Source organism: Phenylobacterium sp., from assembly GCF_041913825.1.
Classification (GTDB): domain Bacteria; phylum Pseudomonadota; class Alphaproteobacteria; order Caulobacterales; family Caulobacteraceae; genus Phenylobacterium.
Genome location: NZ_JAYSEO010000007.1, coordinates 140,938 through 163,538 on the forward strand (window position 1 = coordinate 140,938; position 22,601 = coordinate 163,538).

The 22,601-nt window shown below is 62.6% G+C and carries 22 protein-coding genes and 1 pseudogene; 17 read left to right on the plus strand and 6 right to left on the minus strand.

Annotated features, from left to right (window positions below):
- Positions 1 to 39: 39 nt before the first annotated feature.
- Entirely contained in the window at positions 40 to 1,623 is a 1,584-nt protein-coding gene (locus tag ACE3Q8_RS07590; RefSeq protein ID WP_374469656.1) for a hypothetical protein, read from the plus strand.
- Positions 1,624 to 1,684: 61 nt separating this feature from the next.
- Positions 1,685 to 2,329, plus strand: a complete 645-nt coding sequence (locus ACE3Q8_RS07595) for a TetR/AcrR family transcriptional regulator (RefSeq protein ID WP_374469657.1) — start codon at positions 1,685 to 1,687, stop codon at positions 2,327 to 2,329.
- On the opposite strand, the pseudogene ACE3Q8_RS07600 reads toward ACE3Q8_RS07595, so the two are convergent.
- Together ACE3Q8_RS07600 and ACE3Q8_RS07605 are read right to left on the minus strand one after the other, a co-directional pair.
- Positions 2,312 to 2,859: pseudogene (locus ACE3Q8_RS07600) on the minus strand (SCO family protein). The gene ACE3Q8_RS07595 and the pseudogene ACE3Q8_RS07600 sit on opposite strands and share 18 nt — an antisense overlap.
- A 90-nt stretch (positions 2,860 to 2,949) precedes the next feature.
- Positions 2,950 to 3,525 (minus strand): TlpA family protein disulfide reductase, encoded by a 576-nt coding sequence (locus ACE3Q8_RS07605; RefSeq protein WP_374469711.1) that lies wholly within the window; start codon positions 3,523 to 3,525, stop codon positions 2,950 to 2,952.
- A 68-nt stretch (positions 3,526 to 3,593) separates the two neighbouring features.
- Between ACE3Q8_RS07605 and ACE3Q8_RS07610 the strand changes: the two genes are divergently transcribed.
- The 9 genes from ACE3Q8_RS07610 to ACE3Q8_RS07650 all read left to right on the plus strand — a co-directional run bounded on the left by ACE3Q8_RS07610 (position 3,594) and on the right by ACE3Q8_RS07650 (position 13,693).
- The gene (locus ACE3Q8_RS07610) at positions 3,594 to 4,481 is read left to right on the plus strand and encodes an aldose 1-epimerase family protein (RefSeq protein WP_374469658.1); all 888 of its coding nucleotides are present in this window, start codon (positions 3,594 to 3,596) and stop codon (positions 4,479 to 4,481) included.
- A 182-nt stretch (positions 4,482 to 4,663) separates the two neighbouring features.
- The gene (locus ACE3Q8_RS07615; protein ID WP_374469659.1) at positions 4,664 to 6,085 is read left to right on the plus strand and encodes a mannose-1-phosphate guanylyltransferase/mannose-6-phosphate isomerase; all 1,422 of its coding nucleotides are present in this window, start codon (positions 4,664 to 4,666) and stop codon (positions 6,083 to 6,085) included.
- A 33-nt stretch (positions 6,086 to 6,118) separates the two neighbouring features.
- Positions 6,119 to 7,378 carry a WcaI family glycosyltransferase gene (locus ACE3Q8_RS07620; RefSeq protein WP_374469660.1) on the plus strand — a complete coding sequence of 420 codons (1,260 nt, stop codon included), beginning with the start codon at positions 6,119 to 6,121 and terminating at the stop codon, positions 7,376 to 7,378.
- Between the two features lie 16 nt (positions 7,379 to 7,394).
- A complete protein-coding gene (gene gmd, locus ACE3Q8_RS07625; RefSeq protein ID WP_374469661.1) occupies positions 7,395 to 8,468 on the plus strand; it encodes a GDP-mannose 4,6-dehydratase in 1,074 nt (357 codons plus the stop codon).
- A gap of 1 nt (position 8,469) precedes the next feature.
- Positions 8,470 to 9,441, plus strand: coding sequence for a GDP-L-fucose synthase family protein (locus tag ACE3Q8_RS07630; protein WP_374469662.1), 972 nt, complete (start codon positions 8,470 to 8,472; stop codon positions 9,439 to 9,441).
- Between the two features lie 9 nt (positions 9,442 to 9,450).
- The gene (locus ACE3Q8_RS07635) at positions 9,451 to 10,899 is read left to right on the plus strand and encodes a hypothetical protein (RefSeq protein WP_374469663.1); all 1,449 of its coding nucleotides are present in this window, start codon (positions 9,451 to 9,453) and stop codon (positions 10,897 to 10,899) included.
- Complete coding sequence (locus ACE3Q8_RS07640; RefSeq protein ID WP_374469664.1) at positions 10,896 to 11,729, plus strand: glycosyltransferase family 2 protein; 834 nt, start codon at positions 10,896 to 10,898, stop codon at positions 11,727 to 11,729. Before ACE3Q8_RS07635 ends, ACE3Q8_RS07640 begins: the two co-directional genes overlap by 4 nt.
- A 239-nt stretch (positions 11,730 to 11,968) precedes the next feature.
- Positions 11,969 to 12,232, plus strand: coding sequence for a DapH/DapD/GlmU-related protein (locus tag ACE3Q8_RS07645; protein WP_374469712.1), 264 nt, complete (start codon positions 11,969 to 11,971; stop codon positions 12,230 to 12,232).
- Positions 12,233 to 13,693 (plus strand): hypothetical protein, encoded by a 1,461-nt coding sequence (locus ACE3Q8_RS07650; RefSeq protein WP_374469665.1) that lies wholly within the window; start codon positions 12,233 to 12,235, stop codon positions 13,691 to 13,693. It abuts the gene before it with no gap.
- Positions 13,694 to 14,104: 411 nt separating this feature from the next.
- On the opposite strand, the gene ACE3Q8_RS07655 is transcribed toward ACE3Q8_RS07650, so the two are convergent.
- Both ACE3Q8_RS07655 and ACE3Q8_RS07660 read right to left on the minus strand, forming a co-directional pair.
- Positions 14,105 to 14,506, minus strand: a complete 402-nt coding sequence (locus ACE3Q8_RS07655) for a DapH/DapD/GlmU-related protein (protein ID WP_374469666.1) — start codon at positions 14,504 to 14,506, stop codon at positions 14,105 to 14,107.
- Positions 14,507 to 14,646: 140 nt separating this feature from the next.
- Positions 14,647 to 15,585, minus strand: a complete 939-nt coding sequence (locus ACE3Q8_RS07660; RefSeq protein WP_374469667.1) for a hypothetical protein — start codon at positions 15,583 to 15,585, stop codon at positions 14,647 to 14,649.
- Positions 15,586 to 15,718: 133 nt separating this feature from the next.
- Here ACE3Q8_RS07660 and ACE3Q8_RS07665 point away from each other — a divergent pair, with 133 nt between their 5' ends.
- Complete coding sequence (locus tag ACE3Q8_RS07665; RefSeq protein ID WP_374469668.1) at positions 15,719 to 17,029, plus strand: UDP-glucose/GDP-mannose dehydrogenase family protein; 1,311 nt, start codon at positions 15,719 to 15,721, stop codon at positions 17,027 to 17,029.
- Here the strand turns inward: ACE3Q8_RS07665 and ACE3Q8_RS07670 are convergent, their stop codons facing one another.
- Both ACE3Q8_RS07670 and ACE3Q8_RS07675 read right to left on the minus strand, forming a co-directional pair.
- Complete coding sequence (locus ACE3Q8_RS07670; protein ID WP_374469669.1) at positions 17,030 to 17,617, minus strand: NUDIX domain-containing protein; 588 nt, start codon at positions 17,615 to 17,617, stop codon at positions 17,030 to 17,032. It abuts the gene before it with no gap.
- Between the two features lie 96 nt (positions 17,618 to 17,713).
- Entirely contained in the window at positions 17,714 to 18,292 is a 579-nt protein-coding gene (locus tag ACE3Q8_RS07675) for a histidine phosphatase family protein (RefSeq protein ID WP_374469670.1), read from the minus strand.
- Positions 18,293 to 18,362: 70 nt separating this feature from the next.
- Between ACE3Q8_RS07675 and ACE3Q8_RS07680 the strand changes: the two genes are divergently transcribed.
- The 5 genes from ACE3Q8_RS07680 (at position 18,363) to ACE3Q8_RS07700 (ending at position 22,593) form a co-directional block, all read left to right on the plus strand.
- Positions 18,363 to 18,935 (plus strand): NUDIX hydrolase, encoded by a 573-nt coding sequence (locus tag ACE3Q8_RS07680; protein ID WP_374469671.1) that lies wholly within the window; start codon positions 18,363 to 18,365, stop codon positions 18,933 to 18,935.
- A gap of 417 nt (positions 18,936 to 19,352) precedes the next feature.
- Positions 19,353 to 19,706, plus strand: a complete 354-nt coding sequence (locus ACE3Q8_RS07685) for a hypothetical protein (RefSeq protein WP_374469672.1) — start codon at positions 19,353 to 19,355, stop codon at positions 19,704 to 19,706.
- 1,299 nt (positions 19,707 to 21,005) lie between these two features.
- On the plus strand, positions 21,006 to 21,221 hold the full coding sequence (locus tag ACE3Q8_RS07690) for a hypothetical protein (RefSeq protein WP_374469673.1): 216 nt from the start codon (positions 21,006 to 21,008) through the stop codon (positions 21,219 to 21,221).
- 473 nt (positions 21,222 to 21,694) lie between these two features.
- Entirely contained in the window at positions 21,695 to 22,081 is a 387-nt protein-coding gene (locus tag ACE3Q8_RS07695; RefSeq protein WP_374469674.1) for a hypothetical protein, read from the plus strand.
- A gap of 137 nt (positions 22,082 to 22,218) precedes the next feature.
- Positions 22,219 to 22,593 carry a hypothetical protein gene (locus ACE3Q8_RS07700; RefSeq protein ID WP_374469675.1) on the plus strand — a complete coding sequence of 125 codons (375 nt, stop codon included), beginning with the start codon at positions 22,219 to 22,221 and terminating at the stop codon, positions 22,591 to 22,593.
- The last annotated feature ends 8 nt before the right edge of the window (positions 22,594 to 22,601 follow it).

Here is a 22,601-nt window from a genome sequence, read left to right on the forward strand (position 1 = left end):
CGCCAGCGCATAAGACTAGATCGGGGGTCGGAGCGGCAGATGACGCGCGCACAGGTTCGGAGGGTGGCGCCTCGGCTTGATTTCGACGCCTATCCGGCGCTGGACCGGGCGCAGGCCGGCCACCTTCGGCACATCTACAACCTGGCGCAGCGGCCTGGCGGCGACTGGTCACTGATGGGCTCCGCGGACCCCGGTCAGGAGACCTTGTCCGCCTATCGTTACCAGCTGGCCTACATGGCCTACACCTTGGGGCTGGCGCACCATCATTGGCTGCCAGCCGCACCGGGCCCGCTGGCCGCCATCTTCCGCGAGCTGATCGCCAAGATGCTGCGACGGGACGTCTGGGGGTACTGGCGCGACATGAGCCAGTCGAGCCCTCGCCTGGACCCCGCCCTCCGGCGACTTCTGCCGCCCGTCACCGACCCCGTCGGCCGGGAGAACATTATGTACAGCGGCCACCTGCACGCCATGATCGGCATGTACTCAGCTCTGTTCGGAGACGACCGGTATACGCGGCCAGGCGCGCTCACCTTCCATTACAGCCCCCTCTATTACGGGCTCGGCCCCGAGACCTTCGCCTACGACGCCCACAAGCTGAACGAAACGATCTATTGGCAGATGGTGGAGAATGGCTGGCTCGGTGTCGCATGTGAGCCGAACTGCATTTTCCTCGTCTGCAATCAGTTTCCGATGCTGGGTTTCCGGTTCCATGACGTGACGCATGGCACGGCCTATGCCGAAGAGGCGGCGACGGCGTACCACGACGCCTGGTCTCGCAAGGGCCTCCTGGGACCCGACGGTCATCTGACGCTCTTCCTGAGGCAGCGGCAGGACACGCTAATCTCGGGCAACCCCGGCATGGATGCGTGGACGCTCTCTGTGATGAACGCCTGGAACCGTGAGTTCGTCGACAGCGTCGGCGTCGCGCCGGTGATGCGTGGGCTGGAGCGCCTGGGCGATGGCGCGCTAGCAGCGCGCCTGTGGAGAGGCGTCCGCTCGCTTGGTGCGCCGGGCGAGACTCCGCCGCGCCTTGAGCTCGAGGAGATGAGGCCTGACCTCGGCTTCTACGCAGCCTTTCTGTCGGAACGCGGCCACACCGAAGCCCTCGCGCACCTGCTTCGATATGCCGATACACGGCTCGGCCCCACGTGGGAGCGCGGCGGCCTGTACTACCCGCGCAACGACGCCGCCGTCTCCGAGGATGGCGAACCGAGCTTCGTGGAACCGCTGACAGGCAATGTGCTGCTCGGCTACGCCCGGATCAACGTACCGCATGGGCTGCGCGCCCTGTATGAGCGCCCCAGCCTCTCGGCTGGGGCCAACGAGCCGCACATCGCGTCCATGTCCGCGACCGTGGACATCCTCCGAGCCTGGTGGGACTCCGCCCGCGACCTGCTGGCCATCTCCGTGCAACCAAGCGAAGGCGCGACACAGCTGCGAGTGGACCTGGCTGGATTCCACCGAGAACGGCCCTGGACCTTGCTGTGGGACGGCGTCGTCGTGGCGGAAAGCGGCGCTTACGACGGCCATGCCGAACTCCGCGTCGAGGAAACAGCAAGCGGCCTGTGCATCTCCGCCCCTCTGGCGCGCCGCGCCGACTTGGCGGTTTTATTCGGGAGCTGACTCCGGCTAGAGCCGGGCGCCATGGTAAGTCGCTGCGGTCAGGCGACGAGGTGGAGGTGCAATGTCCAGGACCGTAGGGTCAAGTGGCGTCAAGACGGAAGCCGCGATCCGCGCGGCTGCGCTGAAGCTCATTTCAGCGCAGGGGTATGAGCTCACGAGCCTTCGGCACCTTGCGGCCGAGGTGGGCATCCTGCCGGCCGCCATCTACCGCTACTTCCCCAGCAAGACCCATCTCCTTTGCGCCCTCATTGAGGATCACATCCAGGAGCTGCAGCAGGGCTGGGCCAAGGCCTGTCCCAAGACGGATGACCCGGAGGCCCAGCTGCGCGCCTTTGTGAGCTTCCACGTCAAGATGCACGCCGGCCGGGAGAAGGAAATCTTCGTCGCCGACCGGGAGCTGCGCAGTCTGCCCCCCGAAGACTACAAGCGGATGTCTGACCTGCTCAAAGGCTACGAGCGCATCCTCACCGACATCCTGCAGCGGGGTATGGACCAGGGCGTGTTCGTGCTGGAGGACGCCTCGGTCGCCACCTACGCGTTCCTGGCGATGATGACGGGGGTCTGCCACTGGTTCCAGGACGGCGGCCGCGTCTCGCGTCAGCGGGTGGTGGAATACTACACCCAACTCGTCCTGCACGGCGCCTTGGGGCGCGCCAATGGACAGGAGGCGACCGCCGATCGCAGCCGCTCAGTCGCTGCTGGGTGATCGCATGATCAGCGCGCGCAGGCGTTCGGCGATCTCCGCAGCCGGAGTCGCGGCCGCGAAGTAGGCGACGCATCGACCTTCGCCGTCCATCAGGAACGAATAGGCGGAGTGTGGCACCCTATACCCATCGGGCTCACCAGGATCCTCCTGGCGCACCGCGAACACCTTGAAGAGGCGCTTCATCGCCTCAACGTCCCCGCGCGAACCCGTAAGGCCCAGGAAGCGAGGATAACGCGCCAGGAACGATTTCATCCGCTCAGGCGTGTCGCGTTCCGGGTCCACGTCACGTAAAGAGGCTGAAGGTCCGCCTGCGACAGTCCCGCCGCGCCGATCGCCGCCGAGAGCTTGTCGAGCATCTCGGGGCACACCATGCGACAGTGGGTGAAGCCGAAGAAATACAGCGCGTGGCGGCCCGCGAAGTCTTGAGCTCGAACGCGGCGGCCGTGGTGATCGACAAGGCTATAGTCCCCGCCGACAGGCGCCGCGCGCCTATGCGCCTCGTTCGGGGAACGCCCCAGAGCCTCGATCATGCTACTCTGCTCCGACCTCGACCGCCGCCCTGACGACACCCGAGCGTAACGCTTCGTCTCGGCCGGCGGCAGGCGGAATCATCGACGCGCTCAGACCCCGAGGATCGCGCGCAGGCGGGCGCGCTCGTTCGGGTCGTCCCAGTCCACGCGGCCCCGCCGCACCTGAAGGAACTCGCCGGATGCGGCGATAGCCACCGTCGCTGGCAAGCCGACAATCTTGAGGGTGGTGATCGCCGAGCCGTTGGCGTCCAGATACGGCTGCAGGTGGCGGATCGAGAGCTTGCGGAAGGCGTCCGTCACCGCCGGCATCCCCTTGCGATCGACCGATAGCGCGACCACGGACAGCCGCCTGCCGAAATCCCGCTGGAGCCGATCCAGCGCCGGCAGCTCGATGACGCATGGAGCGCACCAGGTCGCCCAGATGTTCAGGAGCACCGGGCGACCCGCAAAGGCGGCAAGGGTGATCGGCGCGCCTTTGCGCCCCCGCAGGGCGACAGGGGCGCCGGCTGAAATCCGCGCTGGCTGCCAGGAATAGGGATTGTCCGCTGCGCCGGATCTCGTGGCGCACGCCGCCAGGGCGGCCGCCTGGGCTATGCGCTCTCCGCTGCCGCCCGGCGAGAGGTAGAGCGCACGCTGCAGATTGCTTGACCGATGGCGCGAAGGCAGTCTCCCTTCACACGCCTAGCGCCGCGGGATGTGTAGGCGGGTCGAAGCTCCCCGCAGTTTTCATAAGGATGTCGGAGGTGGACCTTGTACGCATCGCCTCGGATGGACTCCACGCAGCCATCAACCCTCTCGGCGCAGAACTCTGGGAACTTCGCGATAGGAGTGGGAGCAACTTCCTCTGGCACGGAGATCCGGAATTTTGGTCAGGTCGCGCTCCTATCCTTTTCCCAATCGTGGGGTCAACGCGAGCGCCTGCAGGCAGCCTTCTGCTTCCCCGTCACGGCTTTGCACGACGTCAGCGCTTCGAGGTCATCGAGCAAGCACCTGCGCGAGCTGCCTTTCGGCTGCGCTCTGAGGGCTCTTTGCTAGAGAGCTACCCGTTCGAGTTCGAATTGCTCGTGCACATCTTCGTGGCAGGAAGCTCACTGCGCCAGATCGTCACCATAAGGAATCTGGACAGCGTTCCTCTGCCTTATTCCGTAGGTTTTCATCCAGCCTTTCCGTGGCCACTGCCATGGGGCGGGAAACGCAACGAACATAGGGTTCGTTTTTGGCCGCACACGCCGAAGACCTTGCGACGGCTCAGCAGCACCGGCTTCATGAGCAGCGCAACAGAGCCGGCTCCAATCTGCGAGGACGCTCTGACCTTACAGGATGAGCTATTCAACCGAGACGCTCTCATCTTTCTGGAGCAAGCTGGATCCAGATGGACTTACTCTGGCGCGGTAGGACCAGAGATCGTGGTTTCCGCAGACGAGCTCCCGCACCTCGCCATCTGGAGCAAAGCCGGCGCACCCTTCGTCTGCATCGAACCCTGGCATGGCTATTCGGACCCGATCGACTTCGCGGGCGCGTTCTCTGAAAAGCCCGGACTGAGCATCTTACAGCCTGGTCATCAGCGAGCTCACACGCTCTGCATAACGATCAACTCACATCGACCAGGACCAATGGGCTGAACACACTTCTCGCCGAAGCACGGGGCCTCCGGCCAACGTGACGTGCTCGCAAAAAGAACGCTAAGGCGCACGATCGCCCAGAGTGCGACCAAGGCGCGCGCAGAGGCGGCTGTCACAACGAAACGGTGGAATCCGAAGCGGTCCTGCCTTAAAGGCGCCAAGGGCTCCTGCGGGGAACACTCATGGCACCGAGAATCTATCCAGTCGTGTTGTCGGGCGGGTCCGGCTCGCGACTTTGGCCGCTTTCGCGAGAAAGTTTCCCGAAGCAACTGCTGCCGCTCGTGGGCGAGCGCACGATGCTGCAGGAGACCGCCCTTCGGGTGAGCGATCGGCGTCGCTTTGAGCCGCTCACGGTGATCTGCAACGCCGAGCATCGGTTCGTTATCGCTGAACAGCTGCGCGAGGCTGGGGTGGAAGACGCCACGATCGTGCTGGAGCCTGTCGGCCGCAACACGGCGCCCCCGGTCGCCCTGTCCGCTCTAATGGCCGCCGAGCGCGATCCTGAAGCGCTGATCCTGGTGATGCCGGCCGACCACGTGATTCTCGACAGCGTGGAGTTCCTCAAGTCAGTAGAACGCGGCGCTGCCGCCGCGGCCGCAGGGCACCTTGTGCTCTTCGGCATTCAGCCGGACTGTCCCGCAACTGGCTACGGCTACATCAAAGGAGGCGCCGCCCTCGAGGTCGGCGACGCGCTTCAGGTTGCGGCGTTCGTGGAGAAGCCGGACCTCGCCAGCGCCGAGGCTTACGTGGCGAGCGGCGCCTACTTCTGGAACAGCGGCATCTTTCTGCTTCCCGCAGCCGGCGTTCTTAGGGAATTTCGGGAGCATGCTTCAGACGTGCTCTCGGCCTGTGAACACGCCTACGCGGCCGCCACGCGCGACCTGACCTTTCTCAGGCTCGACCCCGAGGCGTTCAGCGCCGGCCCCTCGATCTCGGTCGATTATGCGCTTATGGAGCACACCCGCCGCGCGGCCGTGCTTCCGGCGGACTTCGGCTGGAGCGACGTCGGCGCCTGGGGCGCGCTCTGGGAGATCGCCCCGCGTGACGCGGACCAGAACGTCAGCCTGGGCGACGTGCTCCTGCAGAACACCTCAGGCAGCTACGTGCGCACAGATGGCCCGCTCGTCGCCAGCGTCGGCATGAAAAACTGCATCATCATCGCCACGCCAGACGCCGTCCTCGTCGCTGACCGCGCCGTCGACCAGGAAGTTAAGACGGTCGTCGAACGTCTGAAGGCGCGAAACCACAGCACCGCAACCCTGAACCGGCGCATGTACCGGCCTTGGGGCTGGTACGAAGGCGTTCATGAAGGCGATCGCTTCCAGGTGAAGCGGATCACGGTCAAGCCCGGGGAGAAGCTCTCCCTACAGAAGCACTTCCATCGTGCGGAACACTGGGTGGTGGTCAACGGCACCGCCGAGGTCCACGTGGATGGCGTCGACCGCCTGCTCGCGGAGAACGAGTCTGTCTACATTCCACTGGGCTCCGTTCACCGGCTGTCGAACCCCGGAAAAGTGCCGCTAAATCTCATCGAAGTGCAATCGGGTCCTTACCTCGGCGAAGACGATATCGTCCGCTTCGAAGATGTCTACGCCCGCGCCTGAGCGCGCTGCCAACAACATCACTGGCGAGTTCAGGTGAAAAAACGCGTCGTCATATACGGCATCAACTATGCGCCCGAGATTGCTGGTGTGGGTCGCTACACCGGAGAGATCGGCGCGTATCTTGCGTCTCAGGGCCATGATGTCTGCGCGATCACAGCGCCGCCGCACTACCCGGGCTGGCGGCTCCAGCAGAATAGTCGCGTGCTAAGCTGGCGAGCGGAAGAGCTGGATGGGGTGCGGGTCTACCGCTGCCCTCTTTACCTGACAGCGAAGATGCATGGGCTGCGCCGCCTGCTTGCCCCTCTTAGTTTTGCTCTCAGCTCGGCGCCGGTGGCTTTCGCACAGATCCTGAAACGCCGACCCGACGTCGTGATCGTGGTCGAGCCTACACTATTCGTCGCTCCCGTCGCCGTCCTCGCGGCTCGCCTTGTGGGCGCACGAACCATCCTTCATGTGCAAGACCTCGAGGTGGAGGCGGCCTTCGCCATGGGCCATCTCCGCGCAGACGGACCTCTGAAGCGCTTGGCGTCCTGGTTCGACCGGAAGGCGACGGCAGCTTTCGACCAGGTGGTGACTATCTCAAATCGCATGGCCGAAAAGATCGTGCGTAAGGGTGTGGACCCCTCCAAGCTCACTATCGTACGGAACTGGGTAGACGTTGAAGCCGTCCGCCCGATGCCGACCGCTATGGGGTACCGGCAGGAACTGGGCATCCCAACGGACAAGTTCGTGGCCCTGTACTCAGGAAACATTGGAGCCAAGCAGGGTGTGCGGGTCGTCCTGGAGGCCGCGCGGGAACTCGCTGACAGGTCCGACATCCTCGTGGTTATTGCCGGCCAGGGTCCCATGCGAGCTGAAGTGGCGGCCCAGGCTGCGATTCTGCCGAACCTGCAGGTCCTCGACTTCCAGCCGGAGAGCCGGTTCTCGGAGTTCCTCAGCATCGCGGATGCTCACCTCCTGCCCCAAGAGAAAGACGCCGCTGACCTCCTACTCCCATCGAAACTCGGAGGCATGCTCGCATCAGGCCGACCGGTTATCGTCACTGCTGACGCTCAGACGGAACTTGCCGAGTTCCTCGGCGACACCTGCGTCTTCTCGCCGCCGGGGGATGCGCAGGCGCTTGCCCGTTCACTAGAAAGCCTGCAGCGCGGCCACCCAGTCGTTCATCAAGAACCCAGGCGAATCCAGCTCGCTCAGGCGCTCGCGAAATCGACACTCATTCGAGCGTTCACTGAAGCTGTCTTGCCGCCTTCCCCCACCAACCGCACGACCTCAGCCCTCGCGGCTGCTTAGCCACGGAACAACCACTATGACGACAGCAGACCGTAAGGTCGCCTTGATCACCGGCATCACCGGCCAGGATGGCGCCTATCTGACTGAACTCCTCCTTGAGAAGGGATACGTCGTTCATGGCGTGAAGCGACGTTCGTCGTCCTTCAACACAGGCCGAATCGAGCACCTGTACCAGGACCCGCACGAGGACGATCCTCGCTTGATCCTGCACTATGGCGATCTGACCGATTCAACGAACCTGATCCGCATTGTTCAGGAAGTGCAACCTGATGAGATCTACAACTTGGCGGCTCAAAGCCATGTGCAGGTGAGCTTCGAAACGCCAGAATATACGGCGAACGCAGACGCGGTGGGCACGCTCCGTATCCTGGAGGCGATCCGGATCTTGGGGCTCGAGAAAAAGACGCGGTTCTATCAAGCTTCCACGTCGGAGCTGTATGGGCTCGTCCAGGAAGTCCCTCAGTCCGAGACAACGCCGTTCTATCCGCGCAGCCCTTATGGCGTCGCGAAGCTCTACAGCTACTGGATTGTGGTGAATTACAGAGAAGCCTACGGCATGCACGCCTCTAACGGCATCCTGTTTAACCATGAAAGCCCTCTTCGCGGAGAGACATTCGTTACCCGCAAGATCACCCGTGCGGCTGCCGCCATCGCTCATAAGCGCCAGGAGAAGCTCTTCCTCGGCAACCTCGACGCCAAGCGCGATTGGGGCCATGCACGAGAATACGTGCGCGGCATGTGGATGATGCTGCAGCAGGATGAGCCGGACGACTACGTCCTCGCCACGGGTGAGACGACCACGGTCCGTCAGTTTGTCGAATGGGCGTTCGAAGACGCTGGCTTCAGCCTGCGTTGGGAGGGACAGGGCGTGGAAGAAAAAGGCTACTGCGCCAGGACAGGCCGTTGCCTCGTCGAAATCGATCCAAGGTACTTCCGTCCCACCGAGGTCGACCTCCTCCTGGGGAACCCCGCGAAGGCGAAAGCCAAGTTGGGATGGGAGCACGAAACGAATGTTCGCGAGCTCGCCCGCGAGATGGTGAAGGAAGACCTGAAATCGATGCTCACAGACCCGATTGCGAAATATGCCTGAAATGTATGACCTGAAAGGTAAACGTATCTGGGTCGCCGGACATCGGGGGATGGTTGGCTCAGCCATCGTTCGCCGCCTTGCATCAGAAGATTGCGAGATACTGGTGGCACCCCGCGGTGAGCTTGATCTGACTCGCCAGCAAGCGGTCGAGGATTGGCTTTCGACGCATCGTCCGAATGCGATCTTCCTCGCCGCCGCAAAAGTTGGTGGCATACTTGCGAACAACACCTACCCTGCATCGTTTCTCTACGAGAACATACAAATGCAGGCGAACATTATCCACGCAAGCCATACTTGCGGCGTTGAAAAGTTGATGGTGCTCGGGAGCAGTTGCATCTACCCCAAATTCGCCCCACAACCTATTCCCGAGAGCGCTCTGCTTACGGGACCTCTTGAGCCGACCAATGAGTGGTATGCCATCGCGAAGATTGCGGGGATAAAACTCGCGCAAGCTTACCGAAAGCAGCACGGATGTGATTTTATCTCAGCGATGCCGACTAATCTGTACGGCCCCGGCGATAATTTCGACCTCACCAACAGTCATGTGCTACCTGCGCTCATCAGAAAGGCACACGATGCAAAGCACACACAATCATCTTCTTTCGTCTTATGGGGCAGCGGAGAACCGAGACGGGAATTTCTGCATGCAGACGACTGCGCTGACGCGCTCGTCTTTCTGATGAAGAATTACTCATCTGACGAGCATGTGAATGTCGGATCAGGTGAGGATCTCACAATTCGTGAGTTGGCGACCCTGGTCGCAGAAGCGGTGGGCTTCGATGGCACCATCGAGTTAGACCGAACAAAGCCTGACGGCACTCCGCGGAAGTTGATGGACGCCACCCTGCTTCGGGAGCTCGGCTGGCGGCCGTCTATAGATCTGCCGGACGGACTTCACCAGGTTTATGAATGGTTCTTGCAACAGATCAGTGCGGGACATGAACTCCGTGGGGGCGCGCCTTCCCTGGCCTGATAGCATTGAATGCTGCCTATATCGCTCCTCAGCCTCATCACAGTGATCCTGCTCGCTGGCTTCTGGCTCGGGCCGCGTGTAGGGAAAGCGCGACCTCTATTCACCTGCGGCAACATTGTCCTCCTCGCCTTCTTTGCCAACCTGCTGCTGGCGACGTGGCTAGAACTGACGCTCGGTGGCGGGAGGCTAACTTATGCCCAAAGCTTATCCAACGAAGCGACTATCCTCAACGCATTGTCGGTTTGCTTTGCCTCATTGTGCTCGTTCTTGCTGGTATATTCGCTCATCCTGGAGTCAGGGCGACGGCCCAAATCCGAACACGAAGCTCGTGCTCCCGATCCTTATGTCGCCGAGATGCAGGCTCCAGCCGTACTGCTCGGCACCTTCATTATCGCTGGCCTTGCACTGAAGCTATATATTCTTTCGACGCTCGGGCTCGGCCCAGAGTTGATCACTCGACTATCAGGCACTGCACGCCGGGCAGCAGTTTTGGCGGGGCGAGAGGATGCCTCCTTGGCCAACATTGCTAGCTTGTCTATGGCTGCCGACGCGGCGCTCGCTTACATGACGGCCTTTCGCCTGCGCCGCAGTCTCCGTGCAGCAGCGCCTCATATTGCGGCACTCGTCTTAGTTCTCCTTCTCTCTTACGTTATATTGGCGAAGAGATCGCACATCGTGATGATTGCGCTTGCCCCCATCGTGGCATACAGCATGCTCCGGCGTCCTCTCACTCTTCGCGCCGCTCCAGCACTTTTAGCGCTCGTTCTAGGTGGCGGGATGCTGACCCTCTTCGCACGTATCTTCCTGCCAGCGGAGGCAACTGGAAGTCATGTTGAGATGCGTGGCGGTGCCGCGGGGGGATCGGCCATCCTTTTCTACTTCTACTCGCTTGAATTTGCCGGCTTCGACATGCTCGTTCGCTGCATTCACAACAGAGACGCGATTGGCGACAGCCTGGGGGGCCACGCACGCGCATTCTACGTATCCACAATCGAGCCATTCACCTACATCATTCCTCGTGCCATCTGGCCTGATAAGCCCTCCGTCTACCTAGACGTCTCCCACGCATTGTTTGCAGATACGTTTGGCGGAGGCGTCGCTCCGGGGACGGGCTTAGCCGCTACCGCTGTCGGCAACAGCTATGTGATGGGCGGCCTCTTCGGAGCGATTCTCGCGATGGCCTGCATCGGTGCCGTAGCCGCGCTGGCAGACAGAACGCTGCATCGCGCGCACACGCCGAGCGCAAGGCTGGCGCTCCTTTACACGGTTGCTATCGTACTTACGTTCCAGCTTTTCCGGCAGGGCAGCCTTGGCTGGACGTTTCTCACATTCGTTCAGCTGATGGCCGTGCCGACACTGACGTGGATTCTGCTCACCCAGGGGACGCTGAAGCGCAGGATTGTCAGTTCTCGTAGGCATCGCCTTCCAATCAAAAGGCGAGGCTACGGCAAGCGATGAACGCGATGTTCAATCTCTTGGTGGCGGTTCACAACCGGCGCGCGACAACTCGCAGATTCCTGGATCGCGTCTATAGCGATGGCCTGTGCGAAAACATTCGCATCTGGCTTCTGGATGACGGCAGCACCGACGGCACACTCGACATGGTGCAAGAGAGGTATCCGTCGACAAGAATTTTGAGAGGTGATGGCTCCCTGTTCTGGAATGGAGCGATGGCTCAGCTGGTCCAGGCGTCATTTGCGCTCGACAGTGCCGCGACCGTTCTCGCCAATGATGATATCGATCTAAGGCCAGGCAAGCTGCGAGAGATGCTCTCCACTTGGGAAACTCTTCAGGACGGCCGGCCCACTGTCCTTGTCGGTCGTTTCGTTGATCCAGAGTTGGGTGGCACGAGCTATTCTGGCCTACGCCTGCCTAATAGACTTCGCCCCGCGGCTTTGATCACCGTGCCTAAGAGCGATGAATTCGAACAATGCGACACATTCCAAGGCAATCTCGTGGTCATTCCCACACCGCTACTCAGGACGGTGGGCGGGCTGGATGCAGCGTTCACCCATGCCTACGGCGACGTTGATCTCGGTTTTCGGCTGGGGCGGGCTGGCGCACGTCTCCTAGTGTACCCGGGTTACGTGGGCGACTGCGCCAAAGGCCCTTCGCTCCGTCAGCGCGCTCAAGCACTGAAGCTCTCTGCCCGTTACCGGCTGTTATTCGGCCCACTGCGGTCCCCACGCGATCATGCCCGCTTCTTATTGAAACACTCACCGCTACTAGCGCCTATCGCTCTTCCGAAGTTGCTCCTTCAGCGTTTGGCCTGGGTGATCAAACCTTGAGTGGCGCATCATTCGCGCGACGGATAGTGGTTGGGCTCTTGGTTGCCTGCGAGCGCATCTCACTTCTGCTACGATTTCTGGTATGCCGATTGCGCTTCAAGCATTGGGGAGACGGCAGTCGCCTGTATCCACGGGCGGTTGTATATCGTGCAAGCTGCATCACGGTTGGAACCCGTGTCGTCATTAATGACTTCTGTCATCTTCGCGGCGCCGGCGGAATCACGATCGGTGACGACAGTATGCTTGCACCAGGCGTGATCCTCACGTCTGAGTCCCACGACCCTGCCGCTGCCGGTCGAAGTTCTCTCTACCGTGAAACTAGTACGCGCGGCCAGATCACGATCGGTCGGAATGTCTGGATTGGCGCTGGAGTTGTTGTTCTTCCTGGTGTCACGATCGGCGACGACGCAATCGTTGCTGCTGGAGCCGTAGTCACGGCCGATGTTGCACCAGCCACGCTTGTGGCCGGGGTGCCCGCCACAGCTCGGAAGCGGCTGATCTAAGTGAAATATTCCGCCTCGATCATAGGCGTTCTGAGCGCAGCTGTTTCAGGTGTGGCACTTTTTTGGGTTTTCAGAACCGGGATCGCTCATCTTGGCAGGGAGACTGTTGGCGTCTGGAGCTTCGTCGCAGGCGTGTTCTCTTTCGCTAGACTCGCCGACGCTGGCATATCTGCCAACATGCTTCGCTTGCAGGTGCTCGAGCAGGAGAAGTTTGGTTCGCATTGTCCCTGGACGGTAATCGCAGCTGGCGCAGTGGTTGTGCTACCGGCGGTAGTATTGCTGACGGTCGCGCTAGGTCTGTGGCTCTGGCTCGGTGGGGTACAACTTGGCGGCTTACCCGCTTCCACAGCACTCCTGCTCATCATCCTAACAGGAGCGGCTGCAGTCCTAAATACAGGCATGGGGCTTCTCGTTGGATCTCTCGACGGCACCGGGCGCTCGATTGATCGTGCCGTCGCGATTCTGATTGCCACCTCTCTCTATGCGTTATCCGCAGAGCCACTCATCGCACACTTTGGTGTTCTTGGATTGCCGGCCGGTATGGCATTGCAGTCAGTGCTGACCATGCTCATGCTTAGCGCTCGAATGCCGCTCTCCAGAGAGCGCCGCAGCTCTGGCCTCGCCTGGCTAGTGCGGACATCTACCGCGTATGTGCTCCAAGGTATTTGGCTCGGGGCTACGCGGGCCGGATTCGAACCTCTGTGCAAATTAGCGATTGTGCAGGCGGGTGGTTACGGTGCCGTCGCCGTATTTGATCTGGCGAACCGCGTATCTGCGCAGATTCGTGCCATGCTGATGAGCGGAGTTCAACCGCTTGGCGCGATGTCTGTTGAGAGGACCACTGGCTTTACCGAGGACGCGCGGGCTCATCTAATGAGAGCCTGGAATGTGGCGTTTCGTCTTGCAGCGTACCTGGCAGCAGGCCAGCTCTGCGCTGGCCCCTTACTTTCCATACTGGCTCTTCACTTAGTAGAGCCGTCGTTTGTTGTCTACAATACCATCTTCGCGCTGGCGGCGTGGGTCAATGCCCTCGGGCTCATCGGTGTGCAAGCAGAAACCGGTAGCGCTCGGCTCGCGCCGCTTCTCCGGATACACATCGAGATGTTAATCCTGAATACTGTCACCTCAGTGGGCGCAGCGATCGGCAACCTCGCCGTACTCGTTCCGCTCGGCTGGGGCATAGCTCTCGCATGGGGCGGAACTCGCGTGTTCCTGCGCATGCTGGCGCGGTTTTCAGTCCCACTGCGTGAGGCGAGACGGATAACTGGTGCCGGTTTTCTCGAAGGTGCTGGAGTCTTGTTGATCGCAGCTTTGCCTACGATGGTCACCACAGCCATGCTTGGCGAGAATGTGGTGCTGATTGCTGTGGTGCAACTTGCGACAGGAGCAGTGCTTGGCGTCTCGATGCTCTATCGATGCAAGCGCCTGCTCTCGCACGAAAGAGCACTACAAGCGAGATGACTAAGCGAGATATGCGCCTGCGGTCTCGTCGTTGGTCCCAGCGCTCTTGAGGGCCGGCGTCACCTGAGCCGGCCCTCTGTGTCGACGCGGGCGCAATCTGAATCCAGATTTGGACACCGCCAGCAGCTTAAGCTGCTGGTGCACAGCGCTGCCGCACTGCCAGAAACCGAGCCGCACACATGGGGATCAAGCCAGTGCTTATGTGGCATGCGCCAAGAACCCGACGCTTCCTTCGTGCGAACATGCAGGAGCTTGAGGCTGTCGGCACGTCAACGCCGCGTCACCGAACGTCTTGATGTAGGCCGCGCGCCTGCTGGTTCGTTCCCAGAGGACTGCCACTTGCGCGCAAGGTTCACCCGTTGACCAGTCTGCGCGACAGGCGCTTCTGCGGAATTTGGCGTGGGACCTACTCTAGCGTTGCTCCCGTGTCAGCAGATCTTCATGCTCTTCGATCTGTTCCGGCGAGAAGAGAACGGACACTTGACGAGCCGGGTTGCCGGCCACGATAGCGTAGGGGGCGACGTCCCGGTTCACAACTGAGCCAGCGGCAATGACAGCACCCCTGCCAATCCTGACACCTGACAGGATGATGGCACCCCATCCGACCCAGCAGTCACGCTCAAGCACTACTGAATGGCGTTCGTCCCGTGGCGGGAAATCCGGATCGAAGATCCAGGGCGCGTTGTATGGACGCTGACCAACGATATTCATCGCATGATCATGCTTCCCAACGATAGCCACATAGCTGGAAATCTGTACTCCGTCCTCAATAGAACCGTTAACAAGTATTGACGTATGGATCCCAATCTTCACGCGTTCTGCTATCTCAAGGCGATCAGGTGCTTTGAGCACACTGCCTCGACCCACGTTTAGATCGCGTTGGTACACGACATTAGACCTGACTGCCTGCAGCTGCATGAGCCGCCGGTACGTCTTGCGAGCGAGCCCCAACATCACGCTTTCCCTCCGTAGCGGTGGATGCCGCCTTTCAAGCGGCGCTTAACCTCGCCAGCGCGAGCGATCAACCTATGCGCCTTCAACTCGTCGCAACTCTTCATGGCATCCAGGGCGGCGTAGTCAGCACGGACTACATTCGGCAGGTTCGGAATAGCATCGCTAAGTGGAGAGCCCCTCGGACGCAGCATCCGCATCGGGTTCATCGGCCCCCCGTGCGTTCCAGCTCCCACACCCCAATTGCTTATTTGAGATCTGGCCGGGAATAGTGAGAGGCCACCCTCGGCAAATAGTTTGAGATACCATCGGATATACCAGCTACTTATCAGACCTTCTTCGTCCAACTTTAACATCGCCGTCAGCGGGAAGAAGCCATCAAGATCGAAGGCGCTTTGGAAGCTGGCGGCCTTAGTCCAAACTGGGTCCACTGGCTGAAACGGATCAAAGCCACGCCAAGCGCGGGCCCAAGTGGCCCAACCCCAGGGGTGAGTGTAGGGCAGCAGAAAAGCGTCCTCACGGTTTTCGAAGCTTGGCACGCCGAACATGTAGCCACAGATGCTCTTAACGCGATCCTCATCTCTAAAATCTGCTAGCGCCCGCCTAAAATAGGCGAGCGCAGACGCACCTAATTGAAGATCGTCTTCCAGAACAACAACTTTGCCCCAGCGATCACAGACATGACTAACGCCGTCGAAAACGCTGCGTTTTAGGCCCTTGTTCACTGGGCTCTGGACGATTTGCCAGTCCCGCTCAGCAACAGCCTCAACCTCTGCACGCGTCTGAGCTACGGCTTCGAGGTCCGCTTCGGATCGCGGGCCATCGAGAAACACGTGGATGCGCGCTTCTTCGTAGCCGACACAGCGTCGTAGATTATTCAAGAGCCGGCGCATGCTCTCAGGGCGATTGTAGCCGAAAACGGCTATTGGAAGTTCGGACAATCTAGGAGGCCCCTGCTGGCTGCTTGCCCGCTGCGTCACGAGCCGGCCGACTCGCAGCATACACCTTGCCGAATTGGCTCATGGCGGGCTAGAGCCCTCGATGAGCGCTCGGCTCATTCGGAGGGTCTGCAGCATGCACGTGGCGATGATCGGCACAGGCTATGTGGGCCTGGTCAGCGGCGCCTGTTTCGCAGACTTCGGTCACATCGTGACCTGCATCGACAAGGATGCGGGCAAGATCGAGCGGCTGCAGGCCGGCGGCATCCCCATCTACGAGCCGGGGCTGGACGTGCTGGTGGCCAACAATGTGAAGGCCGGCCGCCTGTTCTTCACCACCGAGGCCGCCGAGGCGGTGAAGGCCGCGGACGCGGTGTTCATCGCCGTCGGCACCCCGTCACGCCGCGGCGACGGCCATGCGGACCTCTCCTACGTCCACGCCGCCGCCGAGGAGATCGCCGGCCTGGTGGAAGGCTTCACCGTGGTCGTCACCAAGTCCACCGTGCCGGTGGGCACCGGCGACGAGATCGAGGCCATCTTCAAGCGCGTCCGGCCCGACGCCGACGTGGCGGTGGTCTCCAACCCCGAGTTCCTGCGCGAAGGCGCGGCGATCGAGGACTTCAAGCGCCCCGACCGCGTGGTCGTGGGCACCGACGACGAGCGCGCCCGGGCGGTGATGCGCGAGCTCTACCGGCCGCTGTATCTGAACGAGACGCCGATCCAGTTCACCGGCCGGCGCACCAGCGAGCTGATCAAGTACGCGGGCAACGCCTTCCTGGCGATGAAGATCACCTTCATCAACGAGATCGCCGACCTCTGCGAGGCGGTGGGCGCCGACGTGCAGCAGGTGGCCCGCGGCATCGGGCTGGATGGCCGCATCGGCTCCAAGTTCCTCAACGCCGGCCCCGGTTACGGTGGCAGCTGCTTCCCGAAGGACACCCTCGCCCTGGTGCGGACCGCCCGCGACGCCGGCTCCCCCGTCGAGCTGATCGAGACCACCGTGCGGGTGAACGACGCCCGCAAGAAGGCGATGGCGCGCAAGGTCATCACGGCGGTGAACGGCGAGAGCCTCTCGGGCAAGACGATCGGCGTGCTGGGGCTCACCTTCAAGCCGAACACCGACGACATGCGCGATGCGCCCAGCCTCGACATCGTGCCGGCCCTGCAGGCCGCCGGCGCCCAGGTCCAGGCCTTCGACCCCGAGGGGCACGAGGCCCGGCACATGCTGAAGGACGTGGAGTTCAAGGACGACCCCTATGCGGCGGCGGAAGGCGCCGACGCCCTGGTGATCATCACCGAGTGGGACCAGTTCCGGGCGCTGGACCTCGACCGCATCAAGCTGCTGATGAACAAGCCGGTGCTGGTGGACCTGCGCAACATCTACAAGCCGGACGATGTGCGGCGACTGGGGTTTGCCTACACCAGCATAGGCCGTGTGGCGGCGTAGCTATCTGAAGAGCTCCGGGCGGCGTAGCTGAAGCGCCTGGATCAGGATCAGGACCTTGGCGTCGAGAATCTCGCCGCTCGCTGCCATCGTCCTCAGCTGCAGCAGCGGCATCTCATGTACCTCGATGAACTCGTCCTCGTGAGGGAGGCCTCCACCCGCCGTCGCTCGATCGGCCTCGCTGTAGGCCGCCAGGAACAGGTGAGATCGCTCGGTTGAGACGCCAGGTAGCGTGAATAGGTTGACGATCGGCTCAAGGGTGGTGAGAGCCACCCCCGCCTCCTCCAGGGCTTCGCGTCTGGCGCAGTCTTCGGGCCGGTCGCCTTCGATGCGACCGGCGATGGGTTCCAGGACCGGCGGATGGCCATTTATCAGCACCGGCGCACGAGCCTGGGTGATGAGGAGCGCCACCCGCCGTTCCGGGTCGTAAGGCAACACGCAAATGGACTCGCCATGATGCTCGGCATGCCGATCATAGATTGCCCCGTTGGCATCCCTGATTGTGGCGACCAGCATGCTGGCCCAGCCCTGATAGACAACACGGCAAGCCAGCAGCTCCGCCCGGCTGGCGACAGGTGTCTTCAAGCTCATGCGTCACTCCGGCTGCGGCGGGGAGAGACTTAGCTGTTTCCGCGCGGCAGGTCAGCCGAACCGGCTGGCAGGAGCCAAACATTGGGACCTGGCGGGCTATGGTTGTTCGGTTTCGATCTCAAGCTGGTACGGCACGCAGTGTTCGGCAGCGATCGGTAAACGCTTCATCTGCACACAGAGCGCACGGAAAAACGCGGAGTGGCCCACAATCAGAGGGGCGCCAGCCTCCAACGGACACCTCGCCAAGCAGGTCAGCATAGATCGCTTCGCGCGGAGGCGCAGGGCGGCGAACGTCTCGGCGCCCTGGAACTGCGTACCGGCCAACCAGCGTTGGAAGAAGGGATCCCCCTCCAGATCCTCCCGAGCGCCCTGCTTCTCTCCCAAGTTTGCCTCGATCAGGGATGGCTCGACCTGTAGCCGGGCGCCTGTGGCCTGGCTGATCGCTTGTGCGGTGTCGGCCGCCCGCGAGAGCGGACTGTGAAAGATCAACTCGAGGCCCAGAGAACGGCAGCGCGCACCCGCCGCAAGCGCCTGCGCTCGGCCTCGTTCCGTAAGCGGTCGGTCGAATTGCCCGATGCAAAGCCGTTCAACGTTCCAGTCGCTTTCCCCATGACGGAGGAAGTACAGTGTCCGCTTCGCCATCAGTTCGACATACGCCTTCTGTGCGCGCCGCAACAACTACCTCTATGCTCGACGGCTGGTGGCGCGCCCCACGCGCTGGACGGCGAGTGAGAGGGGTATAGCCATGACTGACCTACCGCCCTGGAAGACCCGCTCCTCGCGCCACCTCGTCCGTGATCGCTGGATCAGTCTGCGGGCTGATGACTGCGTCACAGCTACCGGAGAGGAGGTCTCGCCCTATTACGTTCTGGAATACACGGACTGGGTGCACGTGGTGGCGATCAACGCCTCGGACGAAGTGCTTCTAATCGAGCAGTATCGGCATGGCCTCGCCCAAGTCTGCCTTGAACTGCCCGCCGGCCGAATGGATCCGGGCGATGCCGGGCCAGAAGCCACGGCCATGCGCGAACTCAAAGAAGAGACCGGGGCGGAGGGTGACGTCGTGGCCGTGCTGCCCGCCTGGTCCACAAACCCGGCAACGCACAACAACAAGCTGCACACTGTGGTGCTGCGCAACGTCCGGATCACGGCGGAGCAAGCCCCCGATCCCACCGAAACGATCCGCAACCGCTGGTGTGCTATCGACGAAGCGCTGCAGCTTGCCCGTAGCGGCAAGATGATGAGCTCGATGCAACTCGGCTCACTCATCTTCGGTCTGGAGGCCATCGGCTGCCTTGCGGTGGGCGCCCGCGTCTAACGGCGGAAAGATTTGCGCCAGGCAGCACCCGAAGCGCATCGTATCTGCTGCGTCAGTCTTGCCATCTTGATCCAATCCACAATTGCGCACGTCTATAGCTAATCGAACTGCTGCCCCCGTTTGATGGAATCCCCTGCGCGGCTCGTCTGTGAATACCGCGTGCGGGTGACTGCAGCGAAAGGAGCGGCAGGAACCGCGCAGCTCCTTCTTCGACAAAGGCGCCAGGCCGGTTCGCAGCGGGCCTGGCCGAAAGGCTGCGGGGCCAAAAGGTGACGTCGAAGCCCTATAGACGGCGCTGCGACACAATGGTGGTGGCTCCGCCAACCCCGTAGGCCATTGCCCCACCTGTACTATAGGAATCGGCGTTGGGTTGCCCCTCCACTGCCGACGGCGCGCAACCATCACAGGAGGGGTCGGGTGAAGACAAGCAAGCTCAGTACCACCGCTTCCGGCGAGGCCACTCGATCCGGTGGACGCGGCGCGCAGATCGTGCGTGAGGCGGGCGTCTGGCACGCGCTGACCGTGGACTGGTTGAACACCATGCTGGCGGAACGCGCGGGTTTGCAGCGCTCCTACCGCGCGCTTGCCACATTGATCCAAGACGAGTGGGAGCACCGACCCTTCACCTGTGGTCCCGAGGAAGCGCCGGATTTCCACTACCTCATCAAGCGGCTTCTACCGCGCTGGACAAAAGCGGGGCTGATACAGCCCAAGCAACCCGTGGCCAGTGAACTACAGGGATCATATTCAGACCCGACGGGGCGCTACTAAACAACGAGGATCGTGCCACGGGGGTTTACCAAGCCGCAGCCCGAGCGCTGCAGCTCCGGGAGACTAGCTCCGGCGCAGGGCAGCCGCAGCCTCAGGCCGAGATGTAAGCAGCTCCCGGTCAAGCTCGCCGTGGTCACCCTGCGATCGATGTTGGGCTCTGGCTGCAGCTTAGCTTCGTTGTTGGCGCCAGACGTCGCGGCCTCGAATGCATCACAGCCGGCCTCCACCTCGGCGCTGCTACAGCCGAGTGAGGATTTCTGAAACGTGCGTTGCCGAGCGGCTGCGCGTCACAGCGGCTTGGGCTCCACAGCACGATTGAGGTCAGGGTGCGCACAAGTGCTTTAGCTTGCCTCCTCTGGCCGGCGCCATGGACTGCAAACCGCGTCGCCTCTCACCTGGTGAGCGCATCGACGGCGCCGGTACGCGGTACAGTGCTCGGCGCACCGGGGCTGGATCCAGGCGTAGGACGCCGCGAGTCCGTGATCACTGTCCGCGCTTGCCAGTTTGCGCGCTAGTTACCTTTGCTCCGAGCTCACTTTGCGGCACCCGCCCGCCATCACGCTCTGTACATTGCCGCGCACGAGGGGCGGTCTGGCCGAGGATCTGCTACGCGACGAGCTCTGCATCGCCTTGCGCACCACATCGAGGCCACGATCGTAGTCTGCGTCCTCGGCGCCCGCCTTTCGCAGCGCGCGGTGACGGTGGCGAGGCGGCCGCGAGCAAGCTCGCCTCGACCACATCGTCAATCGAAGCGCCAACTCCCGATGCGGCAGGCTCATGGGTTAGCTACAACTGGCGGCCGGGTCCGCCGGGTCCCTCCGCTAATCTGCCACGCATGAGAGCCTTGACCAGGCACGCTGCCAGCCTCGGCTCTGGAGGCGCGCAACGCCATAGCCGTCCGCAGTCGAGTAGAACCGATGTCACCATACACCGGCCCGGAGCCGCGGCCGCCCCTGGACACCACCCAGCGCCGCGCTACAGTGAACCCCGAGCCGCCAGGGGCAAACCGGGGGCTCAAGCGGGGGGCGAGCAGGCCAGTCTGTGCACGCTCCCCGCCACCTCCCAACCATTCCTCTCGTCTGGCCTCCACGCACAAGCGCTTCACGCCGTCACTGCTCCTTCTGCTCAGGAGGACCGCCAGATACAGCCGGTTGAGAGCGTATTGGCGTCTGAGCCGATTGGCCGCAGACTTAATCGCGCAATCCGTCAGCCATGCCCTTGCCCAACACGCCTCCGGCGGCGACAAGCCGCCCCTCGCCCTTGGCCACAGCCGGGGCGCTCGGAAAGGCAGGCGCGGCTTTGGGCGACTATACGATCGTGATCATCACCCCCGAGGGCCGTGAGCTTCCCGTACGCTTCGACGGCCCGGACGATGCAACGGTGATCGCAGAAGCCGGCAGAATTCCGCATCGGGGCTGGCGGGTGTCGGTCGCCCGCGGCTCAGGCGAGGCCCTCGAGCCCATGGGCGAGTGGGACCACCCCGAGAGCGGTCCACGCTGGTCGCCCGTGAGCTGATCACCGCCCGCGCCTCGCCGCGACGCTCGCCGGCGCAGACCCGACGTCGCCCGACGCCGCACGGCTGAACGGAACGTGCGGCGACGGCGCTGCGCCGTCTGCTGACGCCGGCTTGCGACCGCCCGCGGCTCCAGAGGGCGCCAGCCCCGCCGACCGCACGCCATCGAAGAACGTCGACGCCGCCTCTGACCTGGCGAGACGCGAGGGGCGGAGCCTCGACCCACGCCCGTCAACAGCCGTTCCATGCAGGGCGGCAGCAGCGACGCAGACGATTGCCCCTCGCGAAAGTTGCGATTCCCTGTCAAGCTTACTCTAGCGGGCATTGGGCGCGCGCCGGAGAGGGAGACCGGGGCTACCCGCTGGAGACACAAACCTGCTTGCTAGGCGCCGAAGGACGGCCCACCGCCCAAAACGTTGGCAGTTCTGCTCAATGCATCGGCGCCCTGCTCACCGAATTTGCGCTGGAGGCGCGCATGGCTGACAGGCTGGGCTCCCAATCGCGAGCGGACATCGCGAAGGACATTGCTAGACTTGCTCTAAGCGGAAAACATGGTTCCGAGAGAGAACGCTTGGAGGATGTGTTGACCTACTGCTGGGAGAAGCTGCGGGAGCGGGGGGCCAACGCACAGCTGATTGCTCTTTGCAGTGCGCTCGCCAGCGATCTTCGGACCAAGACACCAGATGAGGAACGCGCACGGGCGCTGGCGGAGGCGCGTGCGGCGATTGCCGCTATGGACGGATCCGATCCGCACGTGGATGCTATTCGCGACGAACTGCTCAGCAAGATCGACGCAGCGCTAGACGAGGCGCTCGCCCAGGCCTCCGTCTGCACCGGGAAGGCGGGGCGCATCACGAAGTAAGAGCCCTGAGACCGCGACAACTGGCTCGAGCGCGGGAGGAAGCTCCGCCGGCAGTTGGATCGTGAAAGCGCCGACAACGGCGCCGACCTCCTGCAATGGCGTCGAGCCTCTTGACGTGCGCCCTCCCCTGACGCGCCATGGCTGCCCGCGAGGAGCCGTTCCACATGGCGGATTTTGAGACGCTGCAGAAGACCGCCGAACTGCTCGCGCGCCAGCGGCTCGTGGCCGAGCTCAGCCGCGCTTACCAGCGGCAAACCCGGCTGTTCGCGGACGAATTGCTCGCGGCCCTGTCCGCCGCACGTGACGACCCCCGGACCTCCCAACTGGTGATCGGCTGTGTCCTGGCGCAAGGTCGCTGGCTGTCGGACTGGATTGAGGCGGCGAGCCAAGAGACAGAGATCGAGCTCAAGCTGTTGCTGGCGGCGGCGCGGAACGGGATGGGCGGGAACGATGCGCCGGGCGGACCCGCGCCCTCGCCAGTCTGGCGCGCCTGCGATCGGGGAGTGCGGTGAGTGGCGGA